The following is a 15120-nucleotide window of genomic DNA, read 5'->3' as shown; positions in this document are numbered from 1 at the left end:
ATTGTAGACTATATTGATTACTACAACAACAAACGAATTAAGGTAAAACTAAAAGGACTTAGTCCTGTACAATACAGAATTAAATCCTTTGCTTAAATTAATTGTCTAACTTTTTGGGGTCAGTACAGTTTGAAACTGATGCTTTATTTTTTAGTTTCTTGGTGTGTGAGGTTTAAGCCCCAGGGAACAAGATTTTCTGTTTTATTACGAATACGATTGATGTTATCCTTATGGCGAATGATAATTAGACTTGCGAGGGCTAAGATAATCACTACAAATAATATATCGTAACTTGGCAGTAGGAAACCGATAAGTGGAAAGAGAATCACCCCAAGTACAGCAGCAAGGGCAGCAGTAACACTAGAGAGAGAAATCATACTACCTAGATAAAGAGTGCCGAAGAAAACAACTGCTAGATAGAGGCAAAATAGAGGAGCAAATCCGAAAATGACTCCAGCACTAGTTGCGACAGCTTTTCCTCCTTTAAAGTCTGCAAATACTGGGAAGGTATGCCCAATCACAGCTAAAAGGCCAAAGACTAGAGGTGAAACTCCTTGAACATGAAAGATAAGTGGAAGCAAGGTTGCGATGGTTCCTTTGAAAAAGTCAATCACGAAGGTTGCCATACCCGCTTTCTTACCTAGGATTCGAAAGGTATTGGTCGTTCCAGTATTACCAGAACCATGTTCTCTTAGATTAATCTTAAAGAAGATTTGCCCGATCCACAGTCCTGAAGGGATAGAACCCAATAAATAAGCTAAAATTAATAATACTATTGTCATCATGCTTCTATTATACCATGAAATAGGAGAGAAACGGAAAGGAATCTTATCTCAATTTGTGACATCTGATACTTTATGTAAGTAGAAAATTTTTCTCATGACCACTATTGTTCGGAAATCAAGGTTAAAGTTTTAAAAATTCATGAAAGTTTCTGAAAATCCTTGATTTTATGTTTATTTATGCTATAATAGGAACAATTATTTTTAGGAGGTGGATTATGTCTTATTTATTCGAGATATTACCAAGTTTATTGAGCGGTGCGACAATGACCTTACAAGTTTTTGCACTGGTCTTACTTTTTTCAATCCCTTTAGGCATTTTGGTTGCCTTTTGCTTACAGGTCCATTGGAAACCCCTCCATTACATGATTGATATCTATATCTGGGTGATGCGCGGGACACCCTTGCTCTTGCAACTAATTTTTATTTATTATGTCCTACCAAGTATCGGAATTCGACTCGACCGGGTGCCTGCTGCGATTATTGCCTTCACGCTTAATTATGCAGCCTACTTTGCTGAAATTTTCCGTGGAGGAATTGCAACGATTCCTCAGGGGCAATACGAAGCAGCTAAGGTTTTGAAATTTAATCCTATTGATACCGTTCGTTATATCATTTTGCCACAGGTGACCAAGATTGTCTTACCAAGTGTATTTAACGAGGTTATGAGTTTGGTTAAGGATACTTCTCTGGTCTATGCGCTCGGTATTTCTGATCTGATTCTAGCTAGTCGTACTGCAGCCAATCGTGATGCCAGCTTGATTCCAATGTTTCTAGCAGGAGCTATCTATCTTCTCATGATTGGTATTGTTACGATTATAGCTAAGAAACTTGAGAAGAAGTTCAGCTACTATAGATAGGAGGTTATCCATGTTAGAGTTAAGAAATATCAGCAAAAAATTTGGAAAAAAAGAAATTTTATCCAATTTCAGTTTAACAATTCCTGAAAAGCAGATTTTGGCCATCGTTGGACCTTCTGGTGGTGGGAAGACAACCTTGCTTAGAATGTTAGCTGGACTTGAAACCATTGATTCAGGTGAGATTTTTTATAATGGAGAATCGTTACCTTTGGATGAACTTGAAAAACGACACTTGTTAGGATTTGTTTTTCAAGATTTTCAGCTTTTTCCTCACTTATCCGTTATGGAGAACTTGATTTTGTCACCTATCAAGACTATGGGGATGTCTGAAGCAGATGCGAAGAAGAAGGCAATCGACTTACTTACTCGTCTAGGTCTTGAAGCTCATGCGGATGCCTATCCATATTCTTTATCTGGTGGTCAAAAGCAACGTGTTGCCTTAGCACGTGCAATGATGATAGATCCAGAAGTGATTGGGTATGATGAACCAACTTCTGCCCTTGATCCAGAGTTGCGTCTCGAAGTTGAAAAACTGATTTTACAAAATCGAGAATTAGGTATGACTCAAATTGTCGTAACCCACGATCTCCAGTTTGCAGAGAATATCGCTGACCAAATTCTCAAAGTAGAGCCTAAGTAGGAGGTGTCTATGAATCGAAAGAAAATCAGCCTTGTTTTGGTATTCTTTTTTGCTTTTTTCCTCGTAGGATGCACGCAAAAAGCTAGCAATCCTAAAGTAGATAATTGGGGAAAATACCAACAACAAGGAACAATTACTATCGGATTTGACAATACCTTTGTTCCTATGGGCTTTGAAGAAAAGAATGGGCAATATGCTGGATTTGATATTGATTTAGCCCAAGCCGTTTCTGAGAAACTGGGGTTCAAGGTACAGTTTCAACCCATTGATTGGGATATGAAGGAAACAGAACTTCAAAACGGCACTATTGATGCAATTTGGAACGGCTATTCCGCAACAGATGAACGCCGTGAGAAGGTAGCTTTTACCATTCCTTATATGGAAAATCAGCAGGTTCTTGTCTCTAAAAAATCTCAAAATATCCAGTCGGTTTCGGATATGAAAGATAAAATTTTGGGAGCCCAAGCGGGTTCTTCTGGTTATCTAGATTTCGAAGCTCAACCAGAACTCTTAAAAAATATCGTAAAAGATCAAAAAGCAAACCAATATCAGAGTTTTAATGAAGCCTTGATTGACTTGCAAAATGATCGGATTGATGCTCTTTTAATTGACCGTGTTTATGCCAATTATTATCTTAAAACGGAAGGGATATTAGACCAGTATGAGATTTTCCCAGCTGGTTTTGAGAGTGAGTCGTTTGCAGTTGGAGTAAGACCAGCGGATAAGACCTTGTTAGACAATTTAAACAAAGCTTTTGTGGAACTATATCAAGAAGGAAAATTCCAAGAAATTAGCCAAAAATGGTTTGGTGAAGATATTGCAACAAGTCAAGTTAAAGGAAAAGAAAACTGAGACTCTCGTCTTGGTTTCTTTTTTTAGGGTGGAAATGAGTGATTTTTTACTAAATAGGACTTGTGAATAGGCTTTTAACTTGAAAATTTTGCAAAATCCTTAGAAAACCTGTAAAATAGAAAAGATGAACAAATAGGAGGTTCCTTGTGTCAAAAAAGGAAATCAATATTAACAATTATAATGATGACGCCATTCAGGTGCTAGAAGGGTTGGATGCGGTCCGTAAACGTCCAGGGATGTATATTGGATCGACTGACGGTGCTGGGCTACATCACCTTGTTTGGGAAATTGTCGATAATGCGGTCGATGAAGCTCTGTCTGGATTTGGTGATCGTATTGATGTAACAATTAATAAAGATGGAAGTTTAACGGTTCAAGACCACGGACGTGGGATGCCGACTGGGATGCACGCTATGGGAATTCCAACGGTTGAGGTTATCTTTACCATTCTCCACGCTGGAGGAAAATTCGGTCAAGGTGGTTACAAGACTTCTGGTGGTCTCCACGGGGTTGGTTCTTCTGTCGTGAATGCCCTCTCTAGTTGGCTCGAAGTAGAAATTACACGTGATGGGGCTGTTTACAAACAACGCTTTGAAAATGGTGGGAAACCAGTAACAACTCTTGAAAAGGTTGACACAGCACCTAAGTCTAAGACAGGTACAAAAGTGACCTTCATGCCGGATGCCAGTATCTTTTCTACGACAGACTTTAAATACAATACCATTTCAGAGCGTCTCAATGAGTCAGCCTTCCTCTTGAAAAATGTAACCTTGTCATTAACGGACAAACGAACAGATGAAGCAATTGAATTCCATTATGAGAATGGGGTACAAGACTTTGTTTCTTACCTCAATGAAGACAAGGAAACCTTGACGCCAGTCCTTTACTTTGAAGGCGAAGATAATGGTTTTCAAGTAGAAGTAGCCCTCCAATATAATGATGGATTTTCAGATAACATCTTGTCCTTTGTTAACAACGTTCGTACCAAGGACGGTGGAACGCATGAGACAGGACTCAAGTCTGCCATTACCAAAGTAATGAACGACTATGCGCGAAAAACTGGACTTCTCAAAGAAAAAGATAAAAACCTAGAAGGTCCAGATTACCGAGAAGGGTTGGCGGCAGTTCTTTCCATCCTTGTTCCTGAAGAACATTTGCAGTTTGAAGGACAGACTAAGGATAAACTAGGAAGTCCACTTGCTCGTCCCGTTGTAGATGGGATTGTAGCTGATAAATTAACTTTCTTCCTTATGGAAAATGGAGAACTAGCTTCTAATCTGATTCGCAAGGCAATCAAGGCGCGTGATGCCCGTGAAGCAGCACGAAAAGCGCGTGATGAGAGCCGAAATGGTAAGAAAAATAAGAAAGACAAGGGATTACTTTCTGGGAAATTAACCCCAGCCCAGTCTAAAAATCCAACAAAGAACGAGCTCTATTTGGTCGAAGGAGATTCTGCCGGCGGTTCGGCCAAACAAGGTCGTGACCGTAAGTTCCAAGCTATCTTGCCTCTTCGTGGTAAGGTTATCAATACAGCCAAGGCTAAGATGGCAGATATCCTCAAAAATGAAGAAATCAACACCATGATTTATACCATCGGTGCTGGTGTAGGGGCAGATTTTTCTCTTGAAGATGCTAACTATGACAAGATTATTATCATGACCGATGCGGATACCGACGGTGCCCACATTCAAACTCTTCTCTTAACCTTCTTTTATCGCTATATGCGTCCGCTAGTTGAAGCAGGACATGTCTATATCGCTCTTCCGCCTCTTTACAAGATGTCTAAAGGCAAAGGCAAGAAAGAAGAAGTGGCTTACGCTTGGACAGATGGTGAACTAGAGGAACTACGTAAGCAGTTTGGTAAAGGTGCTACCCTCCAACGCTACAAGGGACTTGGTGAGATGAATGCGGATCAACTATGGGAAACAACCATGAATCCAGAAACACGCACCCTCATCCGTGTTACGATTGAAGACCTAGCACGCGCAGAACGTCGTGTCAGTGTCCTCATGGGTGACAAGGTTGAACCACGCCGTAAGTGGATTGAAGATAATGTCAAATTTACGCTGGAAGAAGCGACAGTGTTTTAAAGATATCCTCCTTCTTAAAAATTTTAGCTCTCTAAAAGAGGTATAAATCATGATAAGTTTATTGTTTGATAGTCCATTTCTTGTCATAGCCTTAGCTTTAGGTGCAATTAGGTATATAATTGCCAAACAAGGTAAACCTGAGCAAAGCCGCTATCTTGAATTTTTACTATTAACCATAGTAACTACCTGTGTCTTTTTATTTGATAATCCTTTAAGATCCAATCCTTATGCAGGTTTGCTCTTTTATGTTTTTGACTTTTATATTTTCACATCAGCTAGCTTAGCATTCAGTTTTACATCTATTTATAAAAGTACCAAACATCTCAGATATTATCCTAGTAGTTACTCAAAACTTCTTAGGATAAATGCCTGGTTTTTAGCAATCTTATCAGGTGTGAACCTACTATTTATAATGCTGACGCAAGAAATGGGAATTATTTTGCTATTACCAATTTTTGGTATTAGTTTTATCATTCAATTCTTGGTCGGAGAGCTTGAAAGAAAAAGAATTCTGAAGCTTCTTAAGGAAAGAAATGAAGATGCTGTTATTCAGAATCTAGAGACCACTGAGGATGAACCACATGAGAACTGACCAGGAAATGCTTGGACTGATTTTACAAATAGCTAAAAAGTTACAGGTTGATGCTGTGACCCTATCGGGTTCGCGTACAAACCCCAATGCCCCAACAGATGAATTTCAAGACTATGATGTTGTCTATGTCGTAGATAATTTAGATAATCTAACGGGAGACATTTCTTGGCTAACCCAGTTCGGTGAACGCATCATTGAGCAAGAGGTGACTCTTAGACATCGCCGTCTTTACCTCATGCTCTTTGAGGATGGGAATCGCATTGATTTAACCCTCTGTCCTAAAGAAGACATCAATGAGTGGGTGAATAGCGAGGCTGGCTTCACAGTTTTAGTAGATGATAAGGGCTTGTTTGAGTCCTATTCTTCCAGTCCAGAGCGTTTCTGGATACATCCAGCTAGTGAGACGGATTTTAAAAAAGCCTGCAATGAATTTTGGTGGGTGTCAGCCTACGTAGTCAAAGGAATATGTCGTAAGCAACTTATCTATGCGACAGACCATCTATACGGTATTTGCCAGCAAGAACTCTTGAAAATCTTAGCTTGGCAAGTTGCAGCTGATAAGGGGACGATTGATATTGGCAAGAACTACAAGTATCTCTTTAACTACTTGCCTTTTGAGAAGGAGAAGGACTTCTCAAATCTACTTAATTTCTCGAGTTTAGACAAAATCATTCAATCATTGTATGCTACGATGGAACTTTTCCACCAAGAAGCTCAATATCTTGCCCAAAAAATGGATTTTAAGTATGAAAAAGAAGTAGCTGAGAAGATGATTGGTTTTGCCAAAACGATACTTTTTAATAATATAGACTTATAATTTGGAAAATAAGATATAAGTATTTTATTTTTTAAAAGTTAAAAATTATTTAATATATATAAATTAACTTGAATTACAAGAGGGGTTATAATGGAAAAAATTCAAGAAACAGTAAACATTGTGGAAAAATTGACTACAGCTTATTATGCAGCATTGGGTTTGATATTTGCTATTTTTCTAGGCGTAATCGTTTTCTTGATTTATGATAAAAATAGTTTAAAAAAAGAGATGCGAGACAAATATCAAGAGATGTTAGAATTAGAGGTGGAAAAATTACAAATAGAGTTTGATAAAGGTATGAGTTTAATTGAAAGAAAGAACAATTTGAAATTATTTATGTTAGAAAATCAAGTTTACTTTTTTTATTTGAAAGATTCCCTTAGAAATGTTTCTACTAGATCTAAAAAGAAGCTTATTTGGTCTATAATTTACAAGTCTTTCATAATGGATTATGAATATCTAAAACAATTAAAAAATAGTGATTATGTTACAGAGGAATTTAAGAAAAAAGAAGCAGAACGTTTGTATAAAAAGGAGAAATACATTTTAAAAGAATGTAAAAAAGATAATTATTTTCTATTTAAAAATATCGGTCCAGATCCTCTTAAATATTTAAAAGATATTAATAAAAAAATTGAAGAAATAAATGAAATAATAACCCTTCTTAAAAATTCTGACAAAAATTTAAACGTTCCAACTATTAATATAGATGAAATGATTGAAAAACAAAAAAGAGTTAAAGATTCTCGAGAAATTTTAAAAAGGATTACAAGAGAGGGAACTATACATAAAATGAATAAATAAAACTCTTTTTATATAAAAGTAGTTAAATCTATATACAAGTGAAGTGAAAACTATTCTACTAACTTAAGCAACAAATGTTAAAACTTTAAACTACAGAAAGGATAGTTTAGTTATATAAAGTAACTGAACACCTTTGTCTATAAAAAGCTACTCTACATTCTTTGAAAGGAGTTGAACACGCCCTAAATACTGTGTGAAAACTCCTGATGCATTTTTTAAAACGTATTTTAAACTACAGAAAGGATAGTTTAGTTATATAAAGTAACTGAACACCTTCGTCTATAAAAAAACTACTCTACATTCTTTGAAAGGAGTTGAACACACCCTAAATGCTGTGTGAAAAAGATAAATTCTCTTGAGAGCGTCGCTCGCTTTAAGAATTTCCTATTTTCACTTTGCATTTTACGGGCTTTGTATCCTATATGAGTAATATCCAAAATATGTCCTTAGAGGACATCATGGGAGAGCGCTTTGGTCGCTACTCCAAGTACATCATTCAAGACCGGGCTTTGCCAGATATTCGTGATGGCTTGAAGCCGGTTCAGCGTCGTATTCTTTATTCGATGAATAAAGATGGCAATACCTTTGACAAGAGTTACCGTAAGTCGGCTAAGTCAGTCGGGAACATAATGGGTAATTTCCACCCACACGGTGATTCTTCTATCTATGATGCCATGGTCCGTATGTCTCAGGATTGGAAAAATCGTGAGATTCTAGTTGAAATGCACGGTAACAACGGTTCTATGGACGGAGATCCGCCTGCGGCTATGCGTTATACTGAGGCACGATTGTCTGAAATTGCAGGTTATCTCCTTCAAGATATCGAGAAAAAGACTGTTCCTTTTGCTTGGAACTTCGACGATACCGAGAAAGAACCAACTGTCTTGCCAGCATCCTTTCCAAATCTTTTGGTCAATGGTTCTACAGGGATTTCAGCTGGTTATGCCACAGATATTCCACCGCATAATTTGGCTGAAGTTATCGATGCTACAGTCTACATGATTGATCATCCGACTGCCAAGGTCGATAAGTTGATGGAATTCTTGCCTGGGCCAGATTTCCCTACGGGAGCTATCATCCAAGGTCGTGATGAGATTAAAAAAGCCTATGAAACTGGGAAAGGGCGCGTGGTTGTTCGTTCCAAGACTGAAATTGAGAAACTTAAAGGTGGTAAGGAACAAATCGTTATCACTGAGATTCCTTATGAAATCAATAAGGCTAACTTAGTAAAGAAAATCGATGAAGTCCGTGTCAATAACAAGGTGGCAGGGATTGCTGAGGTTCGGGATGAGTCTGACCGTGATGGTCTTCGCATCGCTATTGAACTTAAGAAAGATGCGAATACCGAGCTTGTTCTCAACTATCTTTTCAAGTATACTGACCTACAAATCAACTACAATTTCAATATGGTGGCGATTGACAATTTCACCCCTCGTCAGGTTGGAATTGTACCAATCTTGTCTAGCTATATTGCCCACCGTCGTGAAGTGATCTTGGCGCGTTCTCGCTTTGACAAAGAAAAGGCTGAGAAACGTCTCCATATCGTGGAAGGTTTGATTCGTGTTATCTCGATTTTGGATGAAGTTATTGCCCTTATCCGTGCTTCTGAGAATAAGGCTGATGCCAAGGAAAACCTCAAGGTCAGCTATGATTTTACGGAGGAGCAGGCTGAAGCTATCGTTACCTTGCAACTGTATCGTTTGACCAATACAGACGTGGTTGTCTTGCAGGAGGAAGAAGCAGAACTTCGTGAAAAGATTGCTATGCTTGCAGCTATCATCGGTGATGAACGTACAATGTATAATCTCATGAAGAAAGAACTTCGTGAGGTCAAGAAGAAATTTGCGACTTCACGTTTGAGTACTTTAGAAGATACAGCAAAAGTCATCGAGATTGATACAGCTAGTCTGATCGCTGAAGAAGATACTTACGTCAGTGTGACTAAGGCAGGTTATATCAAGCGTACTAGCCCTCGTTCCTTTGCAGCTTCAACCTTAGAAGAAATTGGTAAACGGGATGATGACCGATTGCTATTCGTTCAAAATGTGAAAACTACCCAGCATCTTTTAATCTTTACAACGCTTGGGAACGTCATTTATCGACCAGTCCATGAGTTGGCAGATATTCGTTGGAAGGATATCGGAGAGCATTTGAGCCAGTCTATTACAAACTTTGAAACCAATGAAGAAGTGCTCTATGTAGAAGTTGTGGATCAATTTGATGATGCGACAACTTATTTTGCAGCAACACGACTTGGACAAATCAAACGCGTAGAACGCAAAGAATTCTCCCCATGGAGAACCTATCGTTCTAAATCTGTCAAGTACGCTAAGTTGAAAGACGATACTGACCAGATTGTAGCAGTAGCTCCGATTAAATTGGATGATGTTCTGTTGATCAGTCGAAACGGTTATGCCCTCCGCTTTAACATCGAAGAAGTGCCAGTTATCGGTGCCAAAGCTGCAGGTGTCAAAGCCATGAACTTGAAAGCAGATGATGTGATACAATCAGCCTTTATCTGCAATACTTCATCTTTCTATCTTTTAACGCAACGTGGAAGCTTGAAACGTGTTTCAACAGAGGAAATTCCAGCAACCAGTCGTGCCAATCGTGGCCTTCAAGTCTTGAGAGAATTAAAGAGTAAACCCCATCGCGTATTCTTGGCTGGAGCGGTCTCAGAACAAGGATTTGTTGGAGATCTCTTTAGTACAGAAGTAGAAGATGGAGAACAAACACTTGTTATTCAATCAAATAATGGAACGATTTACGAATCAATCCTACAAGATTTGAATCTATCAGAACGTACAAGCAATGGAAGCTTTATCTCAGATAGCATTTCTGATGAAGAAGTTTTTGATGCTTATCTTAAAGAAATCTTTAAAGAAATCAAAGAAAATTAAAAATCGGTCCTAGTGACTGATTTTTAATAAGTAAAATTTTCAGAAAATTACAAATAATACTTGAATTTTTAGGAGAATAGTGTAGAATAGAACACAAAGCTTGATTAGAATAAAGGAGATTGTCATGACAGTTACGATCGATTGGGAAAATCTCGGTTTTTCCTATATGAAACTACCTTATCGTTATATCGCTTATTTTAAAGATGGACAATGGACTCAAGGAGAATTAACAGAAGATGCAACCTTGCATATCTCAGAATCATCTCCAAGCCTTCACTATGGACAACAAGCATTTGAAGGATTGAAAGCCTATCGTACAAAGGATGGCAGTATTCAACTCTTCCGTCCAGATGAAAATGCTAAACGTCTGCAACGTACCTGTGATCGTCTCTTGATGCCTCAAGTTCCAACAGAAATGTTTGTAGAGGCTTGTAAAGCCGTTGTTCGTGCTAATGAGGAATACGTACCACCTTATGGAACTGGTGGAACCCTCTACCTCCGTCCACTCTTGATTGGTGTTGGAGATATCATTGGGGTAAAACCAGCTGAGGAGTATATTTTTACCATCTTTGCTATGCCAGTTGGAAATTACTTTAAGGGTGGATTGGTTCCAACAAACTTCTTGATTCAAGATGAGTATGACCGTGCTGCACCAAATGGAACAGGGGCTGCCAAGGTCGGTGGGAACTATGCAGCTAGTCTTTTGCCAGGAAAAATGGCTAAATCTCGTCATTTCTCAGATGTTATTTATCTTGACCCATCAACTCACACCAAGATTGAAGAAGTTGGTTCAGCAAACTTCTTTGGGATTACAGCTGATAATGAGTTTGTAACCCCATTGAGTCCATCAATCTTGCCATCCATTACCAAGTACTCATTGCTTTACTTGGCAGAGCATCGTTTGGGCTTGAAACCTGTTGAGGGTGATGTACCAATTGATAGTTTGGATCGATTTGTAGAAGCAGGTGCCTGCGGTACTGCGGCAGTTATCTCACCTATTGGGGGAATCCAACACGGTGATGACTTCCACGTTTTCTACAGTGAGACAGAGGTTGGTCCAGTGACTCGTAAACTATACGATGAATTGACAGGTATCCAATTTGGTGATATTGAAGCGCCAGAAGGTTGGATTGTAAAAGTAGATTAAAAATTATTAAAGGAGTTCTTTATGAAAACGAAAAAGTGGATGTTAACAGCAGGAGTGGTCCTGAGTACAGCAGTTCTTCTTGTGGCTTGTGGGAAAGCTGACAAGGAAGCAGATGCGCCTACAACTTTCTCTTATGTCTATGGAGTAGACCCATCATCTTTGGACTACAGTATCGCAACTCGTACTTCAACAACTGATATCATCGGTAACGTCGTTGATGGTTTGTTGGAAAACGATGAATATGGGAATTTGATTCCTTCCCTTGCTGAGGATTGGAGTGTCTCACAAGACGGTTTGACTTATACTTATAAACTTCGTAAAGGGGTTAAATGGTATACTTCAGAAGGTGAAGAATACGCTGAAGTAACTGCGCATGACTTTGTTACAGGATTGAAACACGTAGCAGATGGCAAATCAGACGGTGTCACTCTTATTCAAAACTCAATCAAGGGCTTGAATGAATATATGACTGGTGAGACTAACGACTTCTCAACAGTTGGGGTTAAGGCAGTAGATGATTATACTGTTGAGTACACTCTAAATGCACCTGAAACTTTCTGGAATTCAAAAGTAACTTCAGCAACTATGTTGCCTGTAAATGAAGAATTCCTCAAAGCATCAGGTAAGAATTACGGAACGGTCAGCCCAGCTGGTATTCTTTATAACGGTCCATATATCTTGAAGACATTGACTTCAAAATCTTTAATCGAATATGAAAAGAACCCAAATTATTGGGATAAAGAGAAGGTTAAAATCGAGAAAGTTAAATTAACTTACTATGATGGTTCAGACCAAGAATCCTTGATCCGTAGCTTCTCTTCAGGTGTTTACACAACAGCTCGCCTCTTCCCAAGTAGCTCAAACTTTGCCTCAACTTTGGAACAATACGGAGATAAAATTACATACAGCCCACAGGATTCAACTAGTTACTACTTTACCTTTAACGTAAACCGTCAATCTTTCAATAAGACAGCAAAAACAAGTGAAGAACAGAAAACTTCTACAAAAGAAGCAATGTTGAACAAGGACTTCCGTCAAGCAATCAACTTTGCCTTCAACCGTCATTCTTATGCTGCCCAGCTCAATGGTGAAGATGGTGCGGATAAGATTATTCGTAATAGCTTAGTACCAGACAATTTCGTTCAATCTGGTGGTAAAAACTTTGGTGATATCGCTCAAAAAGAATTGATCAACTATGGAGACCAATGGAAAGGTGTTGAGCTCGTTGACGGAAAAGATACCATCTACAATCCTGACAAAGCCAAAGCTTCATTTGAAAAAGCTAAGAAAGAATTGGAAGCAAAAGGTGTAACCTTCCCAATTCACTTGGATGTTCCAGTTGAGCAAACAGATACCATTGCTGTTCAACAAAGCAATTCCTTTAAACAATCAATCGAGTCAACTCTTGGTTCTGAAAATGTCGTGATCGATGTTCTTCAAATGACTGATAACGAGAAGGAAAGCATTACGTCTCAAGCACGTGTTCCTGCTCAAAAAGACTATGACTTGAACAGTACTGGATGGGCGCCAAGCTACCAAGACCCAGCAAGTTATCTCAATATCATGGATCCTAAGACTGGTTCTGCTATGAAACACCTTGGTATTACTAAAGGAAAAGACAAAGAAGTAGTAGCTCAACTAGGTTTGGACGAATATAAGAAACTCTTGGATGATGCAGTTTCTGAGAAAAATGACTTGGATAAGAGATATGAAAAATATGCTAAAGCTCAAGCATGGCTCACTGATAGTTCTCTCTTGATGCCAACAGCTTCATCAGGAGGTTCACCAGTTGTCAGCAACGTCGTTCCATTCTCTAAACCTTACTCACAAGTAGGTATCAAGGGTGATCCATATATCTTCAAGGGAATGAAATTGCAAAAAGAGATTGTAACGGCTAAAGAATATCAAGCAGCTCTTGAAAAATGGCAAAAAGAGAAATTGGAATCAAACAATAAATACCAAAAAGAACTAGAAAGTCATGTCAAATAAACCAGACTAGTATTTTGGAAAAGGGGCCTATATGGAATGGATTAAACTAATAGGGATAGTTATCATTGTGGTTGGTTTTATCTATAAATTAGATACCATTGCAACGGTAGTCTTAGCTAGTTTAGTTACCGCTCTAGTTTCTGGAGTTTCTCTTGTTGAGTTCTTGGAAATTTTGGGAAAAGAATTTAGTAATCAACGAGTTCTGACGATTTTTATGGTAACCTTGCCACTGGTAGGTTTATCTGAAACTTTTGGCCTCAAGCAACGTTCGATTGACTTGATTCAAAAGATAAAGGGACTAACAGTTGGAAGTTTTTATACAGTGTATTTCTTTTTTCGGGAACTCGATGGTTTCTTTGCCATTCGTCTTGGAGGACATCCGCAGTTTGTAAGGCCTTTGGTTCAACCCATGGGACAAGCAGCAGCAGAGTCTCAATTAGGTAGAAAATTAACGGAGCAGGAGAGCGAAGCGCTAAAAGCGCGTGCAGCAGCAAATGATAATTTCGCAAATTTCTTTGCTCAAAACACTTTCGTTGGTGCAGGTGGTGTCCTCTTGATAGGGGGCACACTGGACCAATTAGGTTACGAAAGTAATTATGCAGGAATTGCTTCAGCTTCGCTTATAGTTGCAGGAATTGCCCTATTTATAGTTGGGATTTACAATTACCTGTTTGATAGAAAACTGCTAGCAAATAAGGTTAGTAAAGGGAAAGAAGAATGACCAATCTAGCAAGACAGTTATTAGAGTTGACCTATATTGTGATTGGTTGTCAATTCCTTCATACAGCTTATTGTAGCTATAAAGATAAAACAAACCCAGTTCGCTTTGGAACGGCTGGGTTTTGGGCTTTATTGGGCATCAGTTTTATCGGTGGTTCCTATCTACCTTCTGTCTGTATTGGAGTTATCGTAGTGCTATTAGCCCTGCTAACTCTCTTTAAACAGGTTCGTATCGGCACCTTACCGTCTCTGGATGAAGTCAAGGCAAACATTGAAGCTAAACGACTAAAGAATAAAGTTTTTATTCCAGTCATGTTAATGGCTTTGATTGCTTTGGTATTAGCAAAAATGATCCCTGAGTTTAGTAAGATTGCTATCAGTCTTGCTGCATTTTTCGCAACCATCTCACTTTTATTGATTACTAAGAGTTCTCCTAGAAGTTTGTTAGCAGAAAACAATCGCATGGTGCAACAAGTTTCAACCAGTGGGATTGTGCCTCAACTTTTAGGTGCTTTAGGGGCAATATTTACCGTAGCAGGAGTTGGAGACCTGATTTCTCATTTGATAAGCGGTCTAGTGCCTTCGGGTAGTCGTTTTATGGGAGTGGTAGCTTATGTCCTTGGGATGGTTCTATTTTCCATGATAATGGGGAATGCTTTTGCTGCCTTCACGGTTATTACTGCTGGAATTGGTGTTCCCTTTGTATTTGCCTTGGGAGCTGATCCAATCGTAGCTGCAGCTCTAGCAATGACGGCAGGTTGCTGTGGAACCTTATTGACTCCAATGGCGGCTAACTTTAATGCTTTACCGGCAGCTCTCCTGGATATGAAAGATCCAAATGGGGTTATCAAAGCGCAAGTAGGAGTGGCTATTATCATGATTATTCTACATATATTTTTGATGTACTATTTGGCGTTTTAGCAAAGG

Annotated in this window: 14 protein-coding genes; 13 read left to right on the top strand and 1 reads right to left on the bottom strand. The window is 38.7% G+C overall.

The window, feature by feature from the left end; all coding sequences use genetic code 11:
* Positions 1-96, top strand: a 96-nt coding sequence (locus QM917_RS09745) for an IS3 family transposase (RefSeq protein WP_414267217.1), incomplete at its 5' end; no start/stop codon positions are given.
* A gap of 47 nt (positions 97-143) precedes the next feature.
* Here QM917_RS09745 and plsY read toward each other — a convergent pair.
* Positions 144-785, bottom strand: a complete 642-nt coding sequence (plsY, locus tag QM917_RS09740; protein WP_414285603.1) for a glycerol-3-phosphate 1-O-acyltransferase PlsY — start codon at positions 783-785, stop codon at positions 144-146.
* Between the two features lie 215 nt (positions 786-1000).
* On the opposite strand from plsY, the gene QM917_RS09735 reads away from it, so the two are divergent.
* The 12 genes from QM917_RS09735 to QM917_RS09680 all read left to right on the top strand — a co-directional run bounded on the left by QM917_RS09735 (position 1001) and on the right by QM917_RS09680 (position 15114).
* The gene (locus QM917_RS09735; protein ID WP_075231945.1) at positions 1001-1642 is read left to right on the top strand and encodes an amino acid ABC transporter permease; all 642 of its coding nucleotides are present in this window, start codon (positions 1001-1003) and stop codon (positions 1640-1642) included.
* A gap of 10 nt (positions 1643-1652) precedes the next feature.
* Positions 1653-2282: an amino acid ABC transporter ATP-binding protein gene (locus QM917_RS09730; RefSeq protein WP_414282749.1), complete on the top strand. Its 630-nt coding sequence runs from the start codon at positions 1653-1655 to the stop codon at positions 2280-2282.
* A gap of 9 nt (positions 2283-2291) precedes the next feature.
* Entirely contained in the window at positions 2292-3134 is an 843-nt protein-coding gene (locus tag QM917_RS09725) for an amino acid ABC transporter substrate-binding protein (protein WP_414285601.1), read from the top strand.
* Between the two features lie 146 nt (positions 3135-3280).
* Positions 3281-5224 (top strand): DNA topoisomerase IV subunit B, encoded by a 1944-nt coding sequence (parE, locus tag QM917_RS09720; RefSeq protein WP_414285599.1) that lies wholly within the window; start codon positions 3281-3283, stop codon positions 5222-5224.
* A gap of 49 nt (positions 5225-5273) precedes the next feature.
* The gene (locus tag QM917_RS09715; RefSeq protein WP_414285598.1) at positions 5274-5816 is read left to right on the top strand and encodes a hypothetical protein; all 543 of its coding nucleotides are present in this window, start codon (positions 5274-5276) and stop codon (positions 5814-5816) included.
* Positions 5806-6633 (top strand): aminoglycoside 6-adenylyltransferase, encoded by an 828-nt coding sequence (locus QM917_RS09710; RefSeq protein ID WP_414285605.1) that lies wholly within the window; start codon positions 5806-5808, stop codon positions 6631-6633. The genes QM917_RS09715 and QM917_RS09710 overlap by 11 nt, the downstream gene beginning before the upstream one ends.
* Positions 6634-6723: 90 nt before the next feature.
* Positions 6724-7437, top strand: a complete 714-nt coding sequence (locus tag QM917_RS09705; protein WP_414285597.1) for a hypothetical protein — start codon at positions 6724-6726, stop codon at positions 7435-7437.
* Between the two features lie 422 nt (positions 7438-7859).
* Entirely contained in the window at positions 7860-10337 is a 2478-nt protein-coding gene (gene parC, locus QM917_RS09700) for a DNA topoisomerase IV subunit A (protein ID WP_414285595.1), read from the top strand.
* A gap of 124 nt (positions 10338-10461) precedes the next feature.
* Positions 10462-11484 carry a branched-chain amino acid aminotransferase gene (locus tag QM917_RS09695; protein ID WP_000219011.1) on the top strand — a complete coding sequence of 341 codons (1023 nt, stop codon included), beginning with the start codon at positions 10462-10464 and terminating at the stop codon, positions 11482-11484.
* A gap of 21 nt (positions 11485-11505) precedes the next feature.
* Positions 11506-13473, top strand: coding sequence for a peptide ABC transporter substrate-binding protein (locus QM917_RS09690; protein ID WP_414285593.1), 1968 nt, complete (start codon positions 11506-11508; stop codon positions 13471-13473).
* Positions 13474-13504: 31 nt separating this feature from the next.
* Positions 13505-14194, top strand: coding sequence for a DUF969 domain-containing protein (locus tag QM917_RS09685; RefSeq protein ID WP_000454775.1), 690 nt, complete (start codon positions 13505-13507; stop codon positions 14192-14194).
* Positions 14191-15114 (top strand): DUF979 domain-containing protein, encoded by a 924-nt coding sequence (locus tag QM917_RS09680; protein WP_414285591.1) that lies wholly within the window; start codon positions 14191-14193, stop codon positions 15112-15114. Before QM917_RS09685 ends, QM917_RS09680 begins: the two co-directional genes overlap by 4 nt.
* The last annotated feature ends 6 nt before the right edge of the window (positions 15115-15120 follow it).

The organism is Streptococcus infantis, from assembly GCF_047460685.1.
Classification (GTDB): Bacteria; Bacillota; Bacilli; order Lactobacillales; family Streptococcaceae; genus Streptococcus; species Streptococcus infantis_AD.
The sequence above is the reverse complement of the archived record's forward strand: the minus strand, read 5'-3'. Positions and strand labels throughout refer to the sequence as shown.

Bases quoted from the DNA above. Each gene is read 5' to 3' on its own strand.
- plsY (WP_414285603.1), bottom strand. From the start codon at position 785: ATGATGACAATAGTATTATTAATTTTAGCTTATTTATTGGGTTCTATC.
- QM917_RS09735 (WP_075231945.1), top strand. From the start codon at position 1,001: ATGTCTTATTTATTCGAGATATTACCAAGTTTATTGAGCGGTGCGACA.
- QM917_RS09730 (WP_414282749.1), top strand. From the start codon at position 1,653: ATGTTAGAGTTAAGAAATATCAGCAAAAAATTTGGAAAAAAAGAAATT.
- QM917_RS09725 (WP_414285601.1), top strand. From the start codon at position 2,292: ATGAATCGAAAGAAAATCAGCCTTGTTTTGGTATTCTTTTTTGCTTTT.
- QM917_RS09715 (WP_414285598.1), top strand. From the start codon at position 5,274: ATGATAAGTTTATTGTTTGATAGTCCATTTCTTGTCATAGCCTTAGCT.
- QM917_RS09710 (WP_414285605.1), top strand. From the start codon at position 5,806: ATGAGAACTGACCAGGAAATGCTTGGACTGATTTTACAAATAGCTAAA.
- QM917_RS09705 (WP_414285597.1), top strand. From the start codon at position 6,724: ATGGAAAAAATTCAAGAAACAGTAAACATTGTGGAAAAATTGACTACA.
- parC (WP_414285595.1), top strand. From the start codon at position 7,860: ATGAGTAATATCCAAAATATGTCCTTAGAGGACATCATGGGAGAGCGC.
- QM917_RS09695 (WP_000219011.1), top strand. From the start codon at position 10,462: ATGACAGTTACGATCGATTGGGAAAATCTCGGTTTTTCCTATATGAAA.
- QM917_RS09690 (WP_414285593.1), top strand. From the start codon at position 11,506: ATGAAAACGAAAAAGTGGATGTTAACAGCAGGAGTGGTCCTGAGTACA.
- QM917_RS09685 (WP_000454775.1), top strand. From the start codon at position 13,505: ATGGAATGGATTAAACTAATAGGGATAGTTATCATTGTGGTTGGTTTT.
- QM917_RS09680 (WP_414285591.1), top strand. From the start codon at position 14,191: ATGACCAATCTAGCAAGACAGTTATTAGAGTTGACCTATATTGTGATT.